General features: G+C 39.8%; 20 protein-coding genes. 11 read left to right on the plus strand and 9 right to left on the minus strand.

The window, feature by feature from the left end:
• Positions 1 to 34: 34 nt before the first annotated feature.
• Positions 35 to 343: a hypothetical protein gene (locus CBF27_RS05965; protein WP_126813382.1), complete on the plus strand. Its 309-nt coding sequence runs from the start codon at positions 35 to 37 to the stop codon at positions 341 to 343.
• A 294-nt stretch (positions 344 to 637) separates the two neighbouring features.
• Here the strand turns inward: CBF27_RS05965 and CBF27_RS05970 are convergent, their stop codons facing one another.
• From CBF27_RS05970 to CBF27_RS05980, 3 genes are all read right to left on the minus strand, one after another.
• Positions 638 to 841, minus strand: coding sequence for a hypothetical protein (locus CBF27_RS05970; RefSeq protein ID WP_126813384.1), 204 nt, complete (start codon positions 839 to 841; stop codon positions 638 to 640).
• An 84-nt stretch (positions 842 to 925) separates the two neighbouring features.
• The gene (locus tag CBF27_RS05975) at positions 926 to 1,183 is read right to left on the minus strand and encodes a hypothetical protein (protein WP_126813386.1); all 258 of its coding nucleotides are present in this window, start codon (positions 1,181 to 1,183) and stop codon (positions 926 to 928) included.
• A gap of 154 nt (positions 1,184 to 1,337) precedes the next feature.
• Positions 1,338 to 1,634: a bacteriocin immunity protein gene (locus tag CBF27_RS05980; protein ID WP_126813388.1), complete on the minus strand. Its 297-nt coding sequence runs from the start codon at positions 1,632 to 1,634 to the stop codon at positions 1,338 to 1,340.
• Between the two features lie 962 nt (positions 1,635 to 2,596).
• On the opposite strand from CBF27_RS05980, the gene CBF27_RS05985 reads away from it, so the two are divergent.
• The gene (locus CBF27_RS05985) at positions 2,597 to 2,938 is read left to right on the plus strand and encodes a hypothetical protein (RefSeq protein WP_126813390.1); all 342 of its coding nucleotides are present in this window, start codon (positions 2,597 to 2,599) and stop codon (positions 2,936 to 2,938) included.
• Positions 2,939 to 3,490: 552 nt separating this feature from the next.
• Positions 3,491 to 3,706: an NUDIX hydrolase gene (locus tag CBF27_RS14105; RefSeq protein ID WP_126813392.1), complete on the plus strand. Its 216-nt coding sequence runs from the start codon at positions 3,491 to 3,493 to the stop codon at positions 3,704 to 3,706.
• A 591-nt stretch (positions 3,707 to 4,297) separates the two neighbouring features.
• Here the strand turns inward: CBF27_RS14105 and CBF27_RS14110 are convergent.
• From CBF27_RS14110 to CBF27_RS06000, 3 genes are all read right to left on the minus strand, one after another.
• Complete coding sequence (locus CBF27_RS14110; protein ID WP_170175012.1) at positions 4,298 to 4,438, minus strand: hypothetical protein; 141 nt, start codon at positions 4,436 to 4,438, stop codon at positions 4,298 to 4,300.
• A gap of 88 nt (positions 4,439 to 4,526) precedes the next feature.
• Positions 4,527 to 4,820 (minus strand): bacteriocin immunity family protein, encoded by a 294-nt coding sequence (locus tag CBF27_RS05995; RefSeq protein WP_170175013.1) that lies wholly within the window; start codon positions 4,818 to 4,820, stop codon positions 4,527 to 4,529.
• A 174-nt stretch (positions 4,821 to 4,994) separates the two neighbouring features.
• Positions 4,995 to 5,306 carry a hypothetical protein gene (locus CBF27_RS06000; RefSeq protein ID WP_126813396.1) on the minus strand — a complete coding sequence of 104 codons (312 nt, stop codon included), beginning with the start codon at positions 5,304 to 5,306 and terminating at the stop codon, positions 4,995 to 4,997.
• Positions 5,307 to 5,568: 262 nt separating this feature from the next.
• Between CBF27_RS06000 and CBF27_RS14605 the strand changes: the two genes are divergently transcribed.
• From CBF27_RS14605 to CBF27_RS06020, 4 genes are all read left to right on the plus strand, one after another.
• A complete protein-coding gene (locus CBF27_RS14605) occupies positions 5,569 to 5,679 on the plus strand; it encodes an EntF family bacteriocin induction factor (protein WP_170175014.1) in 111 nt (36 codons plus the stop codon).
• A gap of 42 nt (positions 5,680 to 5,721) precedes the next feature.
• On the plus strand, positions 5,722 to 7,023 hold the full coding sequence (locus CBF27_RS06010; protein WP_126813401.1) for a sensor histidine kinase: 1,302 nt from the start codon (positions 5,722 to 5,724) through the stop codon (positions 7,021 to 7,023).
• A 2-nt stretch (positions 7,024 to 7,025) separates the two neighbouring features.
• Positions 7,026 to 7,778, plus strand: coding sequence for a response regulator transcription factor (locus CBF27_RS06015; RefSeq protein WP_126813403.1), 753 nt, complete (start codon positions 7,026 to 7,028; stop codon positions 7,776 to 7,778).
• Positions 7,779 to 8,084: 306 nt separating this feature from the next.
• Positions 8,085 to 8,453 carry a CPBP family intramembrane glutamic endopeptidase gene (locus CBF27_RS06020; RefSeq protein ID WP_170175015.1) on the plus strand — a complete coding sequence of 123 codons (369 nt, stop codon included), beginning with the start codon at positions 8,085 to 8,087 and terminating at the stop codon, positions 8,451 to 8,453.
• A 170-nt stretch (positions 8,454 to 8,623) separates the two neighbouring features.
• Here CBF27_RS06020 and CBF27_RS06025 read toward each other — a convergent pair whose 3' ends face one another.
• Both CBF27_RS06025 and CBF27_RS06030 read right to left on the minus strand, forming a co-directional pair.
• A complete protein-coding gene (locus CBF27_RS06025) occupies positions 8,624 to 9,205 on the minus strand; it encodes an FUSC family protein (protein WP_126813407.1) in 582 nt (193 codons plus the stop codon).
• 12 nt (positions 9,206 to 9,217) lie between these two features.
• Entirely contained in the window at positions 9,218 to 9,859 is a 642-nt protein-coding gene (locus tag CBF27_RS06030; protein ID WP_126813410.1) for a hypothetical protein, read from the minus strand.
• 122 nt (positions 9,860 to 9,981) lie between these two features.
• On the opposite strand from CBF27_RS06030, the gene CBF27_RS06035 reads away from it, so the two are divergent.
• A complete protein-coding gene (locus tag CBF27_RS06035; RefSeq protein ID WP_126813412.1) occupies positions 9,982 to 10,956 on the plus strand; it encodes an aromatic acid exporter family protein in 975 nt (324 codons plus the stop codon).
• Positions 10,957 to 11,028: 72 nt separating this feature from the next.
• Here the strand turns inward: CBF27_RS06035 and CBF27_RS06040 are convergent, their stop codons facing one another.
• Positions 11,029 to 11,988 carry a Gfo/Idh/MocA family protein gene (locus tag CBF27_RS06040; RefSeq protein ID WP_126813414.1) on the minus strand — a complete coding sequence of 320 codons (960 nt, stop codon included), beginning with the start codon at positions 11,986 to 11,988 and terminating at the stop codon, positions 11,029 to 11,031.
• A 156-nt stretch (positions 11,989 to 12,144) separates the two neighbouring features.
• Here CBF27_RS06040 and CBF27_RS06045 point away from each other — a divergent pair, with 156 nt between their 5' ends.
• The 3 genes from CBF27_RS06045 (at position 12,145) to CBF27_RS06055 (ending at position 14,105) form a co-directional block, all read left to right on the plus strand.
• On the plus strand, positions 12,145 to 12,702 hold the full coding sequence (locus tag CBF27_RS06045) for a hypothetical protein (RefSeq protein ID WP_126813416.1): 558 nt from the start codon (positions 12,145 to 12,147) through the stop codon (positions 12,700 to 12,702).
• 65 nt (positions 12,703 to 12,767) lie between these two features.
• The gene (locus tag CBF27_RS06050) at positions 12,768 to 13,481 is read left to right on the plus strand and encodes a M15 family metallopeptidase (RefSeq protein WP_170175016.1); all 714 of its coding nucleotides are present in this window, start codon (positions 12,768 to 12,770) and stop codon (positions 13,479 to 13,481) included.
• A gap of 3 nt (positions 13,482 to 13,484) precedes the next feature.
• Positions 13,485 to 14,105, plus strand: a complete 621-nt coding sequence (locus CBF27_RS06055; protein WP_126813421.1) for a glycoside hydrolase family 73 protein — start codon at positions 13,485 to 13,487, stop codon at positions 14,103 to 14,105.
• Positions 14,106 to 14,130 lie beyond the last annotated feature (25 nt).

Below are 14,130 nucleotides of genomic sequence, written 5' to 3' on the forward strand. Positions count from 1 at the left end.
ATAATAGTTTTAAAGGAGAAAAGAGGTAATAGCCATGAAATCAAAGTATATTAACGTTCTTCCACTTGTGATTTTTATTTTAGCCATCATCTGTACAGCGCCAATGTTTTACATTTTATCACCTCTTTCTGTTCAAAGTGTAGATGCTTTTCTCAAATACTACTCTCCAGCTTTATATCTATTTTTTACTGGAAATATCCTAGCAATCATACTTTCAGCGGTACTTTTAAAAAAATTCAAGTTAAAAGCTTTGCTAGTTCCTTTGATTTTCTCTTCAGTAGTTTTACTTTGTTACTTGGGACTTTATATTTTCGGTTGGATTATTTTCGGCCACGGACCTTAGACATGAGACATGCTCATTGCATGTCTTTTTTATTGTGATTATGCTAGATGCTCACAATAGTTTTACTCGTATGTTGTTCGTCCTTTGTGATGGTATCAGATTTAGCTGAATCAGGGTATATTGTCTGCTATATTTTACGGTCACTTCTGCAGCTATTCTAGAGCCGCTAAATGGCCCCATGACAATATCGTTTTCCCGGCTTCCTGCTAATCACATGATTCAATCAATTTTCCATGTAAAAAAAATTACTCACAGTAATCCTTTTCATTTTGTATTAAACTAATCGAAATCAAATTAATAAATCGTAAATTCAATGTCATTTACTAAAGCCAATAGCTTATTTTTGCTTTCTGGATAATTTACAGCCGCAGTAACGGGTAAGATACAGGCTTTAAACCTACGAGGAGTTAGGAAAAGAATCGGCTGAGGTGGGATTCTAACTGAAAAATGTCCGCAGAGATGTGGCTGGATATAAAGAAGGAGCTGTTCTCTATTCACAGAGTGACAGCTCCTTCTAAATATGTTTATTTTCAACAGCTATTTTTGGGGAGGCTGTCAAACAGTTCTTCTCCACTGGTCTTATTATTTTAGTTTTTTTGCAGCAGCAGACAAACACGCACCATATATAATCGAAAATGCTAAAACGATGATGTAGCGAATCATTTTCTGTCCATGCAATCCATCTAAAAATAAGTCAAAGCCGATAAACAACACAGCAAAGGACAATGACGCTAATAGAAAAAATGTGTATTTTTTCTTAGCAGCAGTTATTTTAGTTAAGAAAAGTCCTAGAAACCCAAATTTAGCAAGAATCATTTTTGAATCTTTCTTCTCAGACATGGAATCACCTCCTGTTATATAATTTTCTACAGGAAAAGTGTAACACGATTCCATGATATTCGGTACAAACCTTCTTGAGTGCTGCCGATATAATTCCTGAATGGATAAGACGTGCCGACATTACGACTAAAATTATATGCAAGGGCAGTTTAATCTAATACCCGTATCTAATAGTTGATAGAGTAGTTAACTCGTTCAACACACTCGACTGAGTATGAGATAAAGAAAGCTGGTCTTTCCTAATGGCACTCGAAATATCCAGATTCATACGGCTTAAAATATGCGGGACAGCAGACTGTTTTCTTTCTAGCTCATCCTTATAATTAAGTAGTACATTTTGCAGTGTATTACTCTTTGGGTCATTACTGAGTTCTTTCAATAGTTCGGTAATGAGAGTGAGGGCTTGATTGCCACGGTCTTTTCCGCCTGAAAACCATTTTAACTTTTCCAAAAAATGTCATTCCTTTCACTTCCCTTGAAGGGTTTTTTTAATAAGATGACTATAACACGTTTCTAATATGTTTAGTAAAAACCTTCTTGAATGTTGCCAATATGATTCCTGAATGACAATGCCATTTAAACGACTACTTTTTTTGAAAAATGGGAGTGTACAATATTTTGTGTGAGTTCTAAAATAGTCTAATTAAAAAACATCTAGAAGGAATATACCAACGAGTATAATCTCTAAAGATCAAATAAAAAAGATCAAACATTACGATATAAAAACAACTGATAATATTAAAAATGCACTCAAAGATATGTTCGGAGAAATAATCCAAGAAGCTCCTATGTCGAAAACTCGGGCAAAAATTAGTAAGAGGCATTTCCGCTGTTAATTTTTATCTCAGTCGCTTGGAATTGCACTCTCAACAAAAGCCGAACATCCTTTTTTAGTGAAGTGTAAAAAACGGCAAAATTGACATAACACACAAAAGAAGAAGTAAATTATCTGTTTTGAAGTTGAAGTAATAAATTTTCTCAATTACCATTGATAATTTGGAATCTAAATTAATTTCTTAAGTTATCTAAGACTATGATATGATTATTAGTGTAGCTGTATTTAGAGACATTGAATTTTAAAAAAAGGAGAAATTTAAAAATGAAGGTAAGTAAATATTTTAAAGATAGTGTAAACTGTTTTGTATAAATAGAAATTAGGGGTAGTAAAAAAAGAAAGTCCATTCTACAGAATTAAAGTTGCGACACCGAAATTTTTCAGGAGAACTTTCTCATGATTAATTTTACTACGTGCTGATCTAACGGATTTCTTAGATTATGAAAAGTATGACCATTCTGACTTTAAATCTGGTTATTCCGGTAATGGGAGTTCTTAACGCTTCCCATATGTGATTGCTAATATCTGTTTTATAGGCTGTTCATGTTCTAAAATTATAAATACGAGGAGAGATTATTGTGAGAAAAATTGCATTTGTTCTTTATACTAATCAGCCATTTGGAGTATCCTATTTAGGAGGTATTCCAGGAAAGAAAATTTCTATTTTAGAAAAAAAGCTGCTTGAATCATTAGGTGACAAATGGGATGTCACATTTGAATGGGAAAAATCAAAAAAGGAAGGACACTTAGATGCATTAATAATCCCAGACCCATTTCCGCCTGTCTTGAATGAAGAAAAAGTGTTCGAGGTTCGTGTGCCGGCTATATTATTTTACGAAATGAATATTGACGAAATTGCAAAAATAATAGAAAAAGAACTCTCTAACGAAAGCGATGCCGCTGAAGAATTTAAAAGCTAGGTTTATTAGTTATACATAATAACGGACATTCCAATTTTTCCATGGAGTCCGGAGACTTGCCAAAATCGCGCGTTACTGACAAACTTGTGTGGCTATTAGCCAAAGAGGGCAGGAGAGGTGTATCTTGACGCTGCCTCTTAATTAAGGTATAAATTTAAATTTACAAACGAAAAAATGTTAACGTTGTCATTCGTCGGTCGCGAAAGTCTTGCCCCATGCTTGCAAACTACAGTTATCTATATACAGACGTTAGTTTATGAACAAAGGGATACATATCACCATTAAAATGATGGCTAGGAGGAAATAAAATATATTCACATGATGGTAATTATCGTGAAGGTGTCATTTTTGCTTTCTATGATAATAAGCAAAATACCATACTACTGGAAAAAAGAGATAAAGCTTGAAAAGATATTTTTTTACAAATGGGTCTGTGGAAATCAAGGAGCAAAAAGATGGTCATGATCATTTGCTCAATGCAATGTTTCGTGAGGTGATGGAGGAATTTGACCATAAAATTATTGTAAAAAAGTATCAACTGATAGAGGTACCTTGAAAGTATCAGAAATAAGCGTTATTTTTTATATTTATTTGATTGAAGAATGGACGGGGAAATTTCCTGAATTTACGATTGAAGATGGCGAAGAATTTGCTGAGTTAATCTGGTGTTCGCTTGAGGAAGCCTATCAAATCATCAGCTATGAAAGCGGAAAAGAAATATTGAAACAAATAGAAAAGCAACTAGCTAAAGGAAAGATTAGACACTAAAATATTTAGATACTTCACAACACAGCTATTAAAAGTGCCTAATCTCAATTTTCCGACTAAAAAGTTAGAAGAACGATGATGGTATAATACTCATCGATACACCTTTCCTTTGTATTTTCTAATCGCTGTAACTATATTAGCAACTATTGATGTCCCCAGCATAAATAGCCATAGGTTTTCATTTAATATGGCAGGGTTAATCCCCACTACAAATTGGAAGGATACGATTGCTCCCACGAATAAAAACCAAGTAAACATCACATTTTTCAGACAAGACAAGCATCTTATAAAATTACGCCCATTATAATTCACCAGCAGCCACCTGTTTTTTTGTATTTTTTTAATGATTCTGCACTGACTTTATACTTTACTGGCTTCTTCAAGAATCATATAACTTTTGACATCTACAACTTACTTCACTTCTCAGAACCATTCCTCTTCAAATAAATATTGATTCCTACACCTAAAGAGAAGATCATTGTCCCAATTAAGAAATTAGTTAATGAAAAATTTGCGTAGGAAGATAATAGTATCATTACTAGTATGAAAACCATTATTTGAATAGCTCCTTTAAGGTATAAATTCTTATTTCTAGCCATGCTGAACACACCCCGTCTTCCCTGCAAACAACCCTGTAACGTCACCGGCAGAACTCGCAATAGGATTTATTACAGAGCCATTAGTAAAATATTTTCTAGCATTAATTTTTAGTAACTCTTTTACATTTTGCATGTACAACACTCTCCTTTAATGTATTTCATGATAATAAAGAAAGCTGAATTTTTTCAGGGACAAATAAGTTGATTTTTTATTCCGAAATCTACTTGAAAATATTAGCCCAAGTGCTAATTAGTCCGCCGCCAAAATTTTTATTCATATATTTATGATTAGTAACGGTCAAATAAAATTTTGAAACAGCTGGTGATAGTGAACGTCTCATAGCCAATGGGGTTAAATCATTTCTTAAGGCGCCAATAACGCTAGGAAAATAATCTGACTTTTCCAAGCCTTTCTTCGCATAGGCAAGGGCTTTGCGTTCCTCGCTGCTGATATCCAAATCTAACAGTGCATTCACTTGTTGTAACACTTGTTGTTCTTGCTCTCTTTTTTTCATAATCAACATCTCCTGACAATGATTGTTTGGTGTCCAGTACATTTTTTTACTTAAAGAAACTTCTAATAGGTCTTAGGCTACCAAATATTTATATTTTCCATTTTACTTGCTGGATAAATATTTGTTCGCTTCATTCCAAAATTGGCATCTTCGTCACCTTTCAGAAAGCTTCCTTTACTCAATTTCAATAGCATATTGCGCGTGAAATTTTTCTTTAGAGATTACTCTGCCATTAGTTGCATCAAAAAAATCGCCTATATCTCCCATTTTATATCCGCCGTTGTAACTTCGTTCGAGAGTATCTAGTAACCCACGTTTTATATTCCTAGCAGGCGAGGGAGAGATAGCCTGAACTAAAATTTTTAATCGATTATCGTACCATGTAAGGTAGTGTTTGTTAAATAAATCAGCAATCCATTCCGGTTGTTTCCCTGTTTTACTGATTTCCCAAACATGAGCTATTTTACCTTTGTACAGTGCCTTCATAGTAAACCTCCATTATTATATTTTTTTAGTGACTGATTTTTCAACTAGTCTTTCCATTTCTTATTGTATTCTAGAATTTTCATATTAATTATAGTACTTTTGATCTATCTGCGGCCAAAATCTTCCTGGGCACCATCGAAATATTTCCTGAACGGACAATACTGTAAAAGTGTCACGTTCAGGAATGCTCCCATGCGCGTTCGGGAAAACTTTTCATGTTAACCATAAACATATGGCATACTATCACTATCACATTTTGGCAATGGGAAGAAAACGAGTAAAAAAGATAAACGGTGGAGAAAATTTTAATTTTATGGGGAAAAATGGTTCTGAGCTCGAAAAATGTGTTTTTTCTCTTTTTAAGAAGTGTTAAAAAATATAACCTTTGTTATAATTTAATCGGGAGGGATGATGCTTGGTTATTATTGATACAAAGGCTTATATTGTCAGGATGATTGGTAATTTAGTATTGTACTATCTGCTGATTTTTAGTTTGCTGCCTGCACCATACAGCAGAAAAAAGAAAGTGATGGCACTGCTGTTTTTACCCGTCACATTTGTTGCGCAATTATTTACGGGATTTGCTGAGGTTATTCCTGTTGTGGCGAGTTACTTCATTTTAAAACCAAAAGGAAAATCAGACATCAGTTTACTGAATGTTCTTTTGTTATGCACGTTAGTAAACTTCAGTGCATCTTTAGTGAGTTCTATCATTATGTACTTCAGTTTTTCACATGAAGGCGTCAAAGGATATAGTTTTGTGTTTTTCCATCTAATGCTTAACTTACTTCTGTTAGCTGGGTTTGTTTATTTATACAAGAAATTACGGACACAAGCTTTTATCGAAAAATACAGCTCTAAGACAACTGCATTTTTTATGAGCTATTTGATTTTGGCAACGCTGCTGGTTTCATACGGCGCCCACTACTTTGAAGCGTTTGACCAGTTTATTATCGGGATTTCTGTTTTCGTGATGCTTCAACTGGTTTTTGTGCTTTTCTTATTTCTTATCACCACAGTCAAACAAAAGGATAAGTACGAACAACAATTAAAGGAACAGGAACTCAGTCATCTAAAAAAATATACGGACAAGCTGGAACAAAGTCAAGAACGCTTAAGAAAGTTCCGGCATGATTACAAAAATTTGCTGTTGAGCTTGAAAGAGACGGTCGACATAAATGCTGATGCTGATTTTGCGGATAAGATTCAGGAGTTGGAAGTTTATTCTGATGCCTATCTATCGTCAACTAAGTTTGATTATCCTCACTTAAAAAATGTCAAAAATGACTATTTAAAAAGCTTGCTGATTGCCAAGCTCTACCAGGCAACCGAGTCTTCGCTGCATTGCCGTTTCGAGTGTTCTCAGGTGATTGAGGTGGTCCCGATTCCCATCTTTGATTGTGTGCGAGTATTGGGGATTATGCTGGATAACGCTATAGAGGCTGCCAGCGAAAGCGAAGCGAAGGAGCTGTCTTTACTGATTTATCAAGACGCACATCAGATAGAATTTTTGATTGAAAACAGCTGTCAGCCGCTCAATGTGCCCATCAACAGCCTGTTGCAGAAAGGATTTTCCACCAAAGCAGGTCATCAAGGGTTAGGGTTGCATACTATCCAAGAAATCAATCACAAGCACCGCAACATGTTTGTACAATATCACAGCAACCAATTACAATTTACCGCTCAAGTTATCCTGATGCGGGAAGAAAGGTCGTAAACATGAGCTATCCTATCATCATCTGCGAAGATCAGATTACTCAGTTAAACCAGCTTGAAACCATTATTCAGAACTATATCTTGTTTCACAGTGATTTATTTGAAATCAAGCTCAAGACACAGAGTCCGGTCGAAGTGGAAAAATACTTAAAAACCTTTAAGCCGAGTCAAGGTATCTACTTTTTAGACATTGACTTGAATCACACGATTGACGGCATTGATTTGGCGGAAAAAATCCGCGAGTCTGACGTGCAGGCCAAGATTATTTTCACCACGACCCATGAAGAAATGCTGCCGCTGACCATTAAACGGCGGGTAGAAACGCTGGGCTTCGTCACAAAGGACCAGCCGCTGGATGATTACCGGGCAGAAATCGTCGAGCTGTTGACACTGGCGCAGCAGCGAATCGACGCAGTCAGGACGAATGCCCATCAAGCATTCATTTTTTCTATCGGCTCGCAACAATTTGTCGTTAACTTGCACGATGTTTATTTTATTGAGCCTTCCGAGCTGCCTCACAGGGTTCGCCTTTACACGAAAAATGGACACTACGAATTTTACGGGAAATTATCCGAGCTGGAAAAGCAGTATCCTTCCCTTATCCGCATCAACCGGTCGTGCTTAGCCAACCCGTTAAACATGCAAGAAATCAATTTTAAAACGCGTGAGATTCATTTTGAAGCTGACTTGGTACGGGTCTTTTCAATCGGTAAGGCAGCTAAAATAAAAGAGCGGTTAAAACAGCCGCTGAATTAATTTTGCAAGTAAAAGGAGCAGAACTAGAATGAAAGAACTGTCACTTGGGTCGCGAATTACCATATATATCATATTTTTGTTGGTATATTCAATAGTAGCAGGTATGCTAACAGATTCACTTGAAAGTATGTCAAATACAAACGCATTTTTTTTTTAACAGGTCTCTTGGGGGTTGCTTGTTTATATGGTGCGTATCGATTTTTAAAAAGGTATCATATCAACTTCACCATGTTAAGCTGGCAAGATATGTTGCACAACATCATTATTTATTGTGTCATGTTGATTGCGAGCGTGCCGTTTCTATTTATGTATATTAAATCAGTGCTGGACCAAGGTGGGCCTTCCTCAGCTGCTACCAGCGAAAGGGAATCACTGGCACTTATCTTTTTTTACTTTATTTTTCAAGTTATTGTTATCCCTGTCTGGGAAGAGACAGTATACAGAGGAATGTTTGAAAAATTCTTTTTCGATAAACCTTTTATCATTAAGTTGATTGCTTCATCACTCATTTTCTTGGTGATCCATGTTCCAAACAGCATTTATCTGGGGTGTTACTTCTTTATCGCCGGCTGCGGTTTGTACTATGCCTTTTCAAGACATAAAAATTTAGCAGATTCGATTTTTATCCATATGTTGCATAACTTTATCCTTTTTATACCTCAGTTTCTGGGGTAACGGGACCTCTGGACCAGTCTAAAAAAGTCGGTAAAAAATAAAATTTAAAATCGAATCACAACTATCATCGGGAAAGAAACAATTGAAGGAATCACAGTAAACAGGCACTTCGTTCATTGCCGCTGTCCGATAACATAAAAACGGAGAAAGAACATTAGCCTTTCTCCGTTTTAGCGCCTTAAGTCTTTGATATCCTGTTTTAGTTGGGTGATTTCCCGTTCTTTTTCTTTAATCTTCAGCAACTTTTCTTCAATGGATGCGCCTTTGTCCTCTTTAGGTGATTTTATCAGGTAATTAATGGCAATCGCGAAAAATGTCCCGATGAACGTATCGACGACGCGGTTGATAACGTATAGGACTGATTCGCTTTTGGGGATAGTGAAGGCAATGACCAGCAGCGTGGCCACACTACCGATAACGCCGGTCTTGTTGTCCAGTCCCACTGAGATGGCAATCGTCAGCGCGACGAATACCGGCACGAGAATCACTTGAACAATGTCCTGACTATCGAAGAAGCGCAGGAAAAAATAGTAAAGCAGGGCATTGACGCCTCCCAGCAAAGTGGCAACAACGCGCGATTTGCCAAAGTTGACAGATGATGAAATATCTTCCCGCAAAGCAAAGACCGCCCCAAGGGATGCAATCACAGGATTCCCTCTATCAGTGAGCTGAAAGAAGATGATGCACAGCATCACCGCTAAAGAGGTTTTTATCGTACGCAACCCCAGATGAAATTTTCCGCCAATAAACATGTTTTTCCCTTCCTATTGCGATGCCGCAGCTTTGTTTTGAGACGCTGTGAATGTGTCGATCAAACCAAGTGTGTAATCGATGTTTGCAATACTCTCATCGGAAACGAGCATGATTGCCCCGAATGTCCGGTTTAAAATCGATTGCTGGCTGCTCAGGTTTTCAACTGGCAGCTGGCTGTATAATGCTTCCTCTTGTTCAAAACTTGATGTGAGATACAGCGACAATGATTCAAAGTCGTTTTTCAGTATATCCAGACTGTTGATAATCAGCTGAAGCTTTTCATTGTCAACATCGACGGCTTCTTTTTTGTGGATGCCTTTGAGCTGTCGTTGGACAGCGTCTATTTCTTTTTGCGTGTCCGTGATTTGTTGCAATTGTTCCGTGCGCCGTTCCATATTTTCAAAAAGTTCGCCTTTTTCCTGGTTAAATAGATTTTCGCCTTTGACGTTGTTTAAATCATCACTATCAAATGCACGCCAAATATCTTGCACATCTTCCTGCAGTTCTTGCAGTTGAGATGTCTGCGTGTGCAGCAGTTCCTTCAGTGCTGAGACAGTCGTGCTGGCTTGCTCTAACTCTTGCGTGATGCCGCAGGCCGAAAGAAACAACATTGCGCTTAGTACATGTAAAATAATCGCAGCTCTTTTTTTCAAAAATCGTTCCTCCTTCTGTCTACTTATTATAATAAACGAAGATGAGCTATTCGGCTAGTTTTTCGAAAAAATAAATGTTATAACTATAAAGACGGCTAAATTCATTTACAGGGGGTTAACCGGTGAAAATAGGGTTGAGAACGATCAAAACGGCAATCAGTGCGGCGCTGGCGATTTGGCTGGCGGCACAGCTGGGACTGTTATATCCGGCAACTGCCGGGGTCATTGCCATACTGAGTGTGACAAATACTAAGAAATCATCATTTAAAGTCGGCCTGTCGCGCCTCATCGCACTGGCGACCGCCATCATCATTGCGTTTGTCTGTTACCGCCTGATTGGGTACAATGCGCTTGCCTTCGGCGTTTATTTGCTGCTGTTCATCCCGTGTGCCGCCCGCTGGGGACTGTCGGAAGGCATTCCTGTCAGCTCAGTGCTCGTGACGCATTTTTTGAATGAACAGAGCATATCTTTCGAGCTGATCGTCAACAGTTTTTCTTTGCTGGTGATTGGGGCGGGTTTGGCCTTGCTGTCCAACTTGTACATGCCGAGTACGGCTGAAAAAATCAAGCGGGATAAGCAAGCTGTCGACGAAACGATCCGCTACTTGCTGAAAAAAATGTCGCAGACGCTGGCGGATAAAAGTCTCCAGCTCAACTGTGAACAAATATTGGATTCACTGGACGAAATGATTCAGGAAGGCAGGGAGTACGCCCGACGCGATGCGGAAAACCGTCTGCTGGGGCAGTCTGCTTATGAAATGGATTATTTTGACATGCGGAACATCCAAGTCACAGTTTTGAAAGAAATGCTCGATTTGCTTGAGCAGACTGATGTCAGCTATGAGATTGCCGAAGGTATCAGGGAATTATTTGAGTTTACTTATGACACATACGGGGAAGACAATGACGGGCTGCTGATTCTGGAAAAAATCGAACGTGTATATGAGAGCTACCGCACGATGCCGCTGCCGGCAACACGTGAAGAATTTGAAAACCGCGCCCGTTTGTATCAGCTCCTGACAGAATTTAAAACTTTCATCGACATCAAAGTCGTCTTCAGCCAGACGAAGCTTGACGCAGAACGCCAAAGTATATAAGGAAAGCAGTCAGGTGAAGAGATATGAAAAAACCGGCCACCAACAAGGTGCGGCCGGTTTTTTCAGTGTGTGCTAGTTGTCTGCTTGCCAGTCGCGCCGCATCCAGTCAAGCAATTTCATCACATCGCCTGTCAAGCGCAGCGAGGGATTGTCTTCTTGTCTAGCGACCATTTGTGTGAAGTTGGCAATTTCATAATTCAGTGCATCGGCGGACTTTCCGCTTTCGACCAGTTCTGTTTTGCCATCCGGATAAGTAATGACAGCAGTATCGGCACGCGGGTAGTCGTCAATTGTCAAGTAGGCTTTTTCAAAGGCGACGATGCCGCGCTTTGGCATTTTGGCACGGAAATTAAGGGCGACGGTGGCCATTTCATTGGCCGGGTTGTTGAGGATCGTTACCGACTGTTCATCCACCCCGGTAGAAAACGGCGTCATGAAAGACGACAGTTTATCCGGCTGTTCTGACAGGAAAAAACGGGCAAAGGACATGGCGTACGTGCCGATGTCAAGCAGCGCCCCTCCTGCCAAATCAGGATTGAAAAACCGGTTTTCAGGGTCTGCTTCTTTCAAACTGCCGAATGAGACTTGGATAGTTTTCAGTTTGCCGAATTCATTTGCTGCGATGCGTTTTTTCAGCGTGTCATAAAGCGGCATGTTGTAAATGGTCATTGCCTCTGCCAGATAGACGTTGTGCGCATCGGCAGTTTCAATTGCTTCGGCAAGTTCATTGTGAGTCAAGGTGATGGCTTTTTCGCACAACACATGCTTGCCGTGTGTCAGAGTGGCAAGTATCCATTCCAAATGGTAGTTGTGCGGTGTGGCGATGTACACCATATCAATTTCTTTGTCCTGCAACAGCTCCATATAGCTGCCGTAAGCTTTGCCGATATTGTGCGTGTTGGCAAACTGCCGAGCTTTCCGCAAGTCGCGGGAAGCAACTGCTGACAGACGGCTGTGCCGCTGGTTGAATGTTTCGGCGAACTGGGTCGCGATGCCGCCAAGCCCGATAATGCCCCAATGGTATTGTGTCAATTTACTGGCTCCTTTGTCTTTTTTACTATATTATATCCTTAAACAGGGCCGAATAGTAACTAAAATATCAAGAGAGCTTTAAAAATTGATTACAGAAAATGGATAAAGCTGATTTTTTCGGTTGAAACAGGTAAAATGATAAGTGAGGTGATTGACATGCATCAGGCATTAGTAAGAATCGTGCAAGACCGTATTCAAGAACAATTTATAAATGAAGAACTTTTTTGTAAACATTATTTACAAATTTCCACTGAGGTATGGTGGGAATGGCAGAAAGGGCGCAGCAATCTGCCGGCAGACGTCATGCAGAAGATGAAAGGACTGTTTTCGGATTACGAATGGATGCTGGTTCAAAAAATTATCCGTCAGACGATTCTGTTTCCGGAAAAAAGAAACTACGTGGTCTCCGAATACAAACGTCTGAAAGCCATCATCGCAAAAAAATGGCTGCATTCCGACGAAGCGGATGTGGAACTGGTGTCGAAGAAAAGCCATTTCCCTAGACAGTCAGAACAGCAGGTGATGAAACACACAGTGAATTTACGGGTCGTCATGTCCTACGGCGAATGGGGCTATGACGATATTTTGGAATTTTTCATGCCGGCAGTGATCCAGCAGCAAATAGAGGATGCCTCTGTCGACCTGCTGGAGTGGGTCGATGAAAATCTGGAAGATACATACATGGCGGACGAGGTTTCGGCACAAGAGGAGTGAGGAATGATAGAATGGCGAAGAGAATAATGGTTTTCTTTTTGAGCGTTCTTATTATTTTCGCTGGGATGGCATTTTTTGCTGATGAGGCGCGTATTACGCACACCCATCAGGGAAATAGACAAACGAATGCAGAGAACAATGAAGAAAGTGCCGCAAAAAAGAAACAAGCGACCAATAAAAAGCTGCCCAGTGTATCGGTGAAAGACTGGGAGCTGATGCTTGTCAATAAAGACAATCCTGCGCCCGATTCCAGTATGGAACTTGTCGAACTGGAAAGTGGCTACAAAATTGACAAACGGATTAAAACAGCCTATGATAATTTATTACAGGCGGCTCTGAAATCAGATATTCGCCTGATTGTTCTTTCCGGGTACCGCTCGCTTCAAGAGCAGGAAGCTATTTTGGCAACGGACACAGAAGATTACATGGCACAAGGCTACAGTGAATCGGAAGCCAAGAAAAAAGCACTTGATTATGTGGCCACACCGGGCTGCAGCGAGCATCAGACCGGTTTGGCGCTGGATGTTCTGGACGACAGCTGGTATCAGTCCGGCAGAGGGTTGGAAACAGACTTCGGCAAATCCAAAGGCGGCAAGTGGCTGGCAGCCAACTGTGCCGATTACGGGTTCATCATCCGGTACCCTGAGGGCAAAGAAGCACAGACAGGTATCAAGTACGAACCATGGCATATCCGCTATGTCGGTGTTGAAAGCGCCCGTTACATCATGGCAAACAATTTGTCGCTGGAAGAATATATCGATCAACTAAAAAGTAGGTAGAGAATGAAGAGGAATAGAAGGAAATACCAATCGCCGAACGTCAAAAACATTCCTGCATTTATCAGCTTGGGCATCATCGTGATAGGAATCGTTGTTTTTGTCATCAGTTTGAGAGGATTGTCCCGTCCGTCAGCTGTCACAGTGGAGGAGCCGACGATGAATCAGACCGAATTTATCGAACGGCTGGTCCCGTATTCTCAGCAGTTGCAGCAGGAGTATGGTATCCTTCCAAGCATCATCATCGGTCAGGCGATTCTCGAATCGGACTGGGGAAGAAGTGAATTGAGTGCCACCTATAACAATCTTTTTGGCATGAAATCGTTTCATCCCGACAACAATTCAGTAAATCTGGTAACAAAGGAACATGTTGACGGCGAGTGGATTGAAATCAAAGCAGATTTTAAAGTATACGACAGCTGGGAAGCATCAATGAAGGACCATACGCTGCTGTTTGTTAACGGCGTTGATTGGGACCCTTATTTATACAGGGGCGTACTGCTTGCCGACAATTATCGCAGCGCGGCCAAGTCTTTGGAGGCTGCCGGCTATGCGACCGACCCGGGCTATGCCCAAAAGATTATATCCGTCATTGAAACATACGAGCTCTATCAATATGATTTGTAACACAAACACGCTATACGGCAAAGGC

It is taken from the genome of Vagococcus acidifermentans, from assembly GCF_003987655.1.
GTDB classification, from domain to species: domain Bacteria; phylum Bacillota; class Bacilli; order Lactobacillales; family Vagococcaceae; genus Vagococcus_B; species Vagococcus_B acidifermentans.

What these genes read in the sequence shown, in the direction of transcription:
- CBF27_RS06045 (WP_126813416.1), top strand. Translation starts at nt 12,145, where the DNA reads ATGCATCAGGCATTAGTAAGAATCGTGCAAGACCGTATTCAAGAACAA.
- CBF27_RS06015 (WP_126813403.1), top strand. Translation starts at nt 7,026, where the DNA reads ATGAGCTATCCTATCATCATCTGCGAAGATCAGATTACTCAGTTAAAC.
- CBF27_RS06025 (WP_126813407.1), bottom strand. Translation starts at nt 9,205, where the DNA reads ATGTTTATTGGCGGAAAATTTCATCTGGGGTTGCGTACGATAAAAACC.
- CBF27_RS05965 (WP_126813382.1), top strand. Translation starts at nt 35, where the DNA reads ATGAAATCAAAGTATATTAACGTTCTTCCACTTGTGATTTTTATTTTA.
- CBF27_RS06055 (WP_126813421.1), top strand. Translation starts at nt 13,485, where the DNA reads ATGAAGAGGAATAGAAGGAAATACCAATCGCCGAACGTCAAAAACATT.
- CBF27_RS06020 (WP_170175015.1), top strand. Translation starts at nt 8,085, where the DNA reads ATGTATATTAAATCAGTGCTGGACCAAGGTGGGCCTTCCTCAGCTGCT.
- CBF27_RS06050 (WP_170175016.1), top strand. Translation starts at nt 12,768, where the DNA reads ATGGCATTTTTTGCTGATGAGGCGCGTATTACGCACACCCATCAGGGA.
- CBF27_RS14605 (WP_170175014.1), top strand. Translation starts at nt 5,569, where the DNA reads ATGGGAAGAAAACGAGTAAAAAAGATAAACGGTGGAGAAAATTTTAAT.
- CBF27_RS06000 (WP_126813396.1), bottom strand. Translation starts at nt 5,306, where the DNA reads ATGAAGGCACTGTACAAAGGTAAAATAGCTCATGTTTGGGAAATCAGT.
- CBF27_RS05975 (WP_126813386.1), bottom strand. Translation starts at nt 1,183, where the DNA reads ATGTCTGAGAAGAAAGATTCAAAAATGATTCTTGCTAAATTTGGGTTT.
- CBF27_RS05995 (WP_170175013.1), bottom strand. Translation starts at nt 4,820, where the DNA reads ATGAAAAAAAGAGAGCAAGAACAACAAGTGTTACAACAAGTGAATGCA.
- CBF27_RS14110 (WP_170175012.1), bottom strand. Translation starts at nt 4,438, where the DNA reads ATGCAAAATGTAAAAGAGTTACTAAAAATTAATGCTAGAAAATATTTT.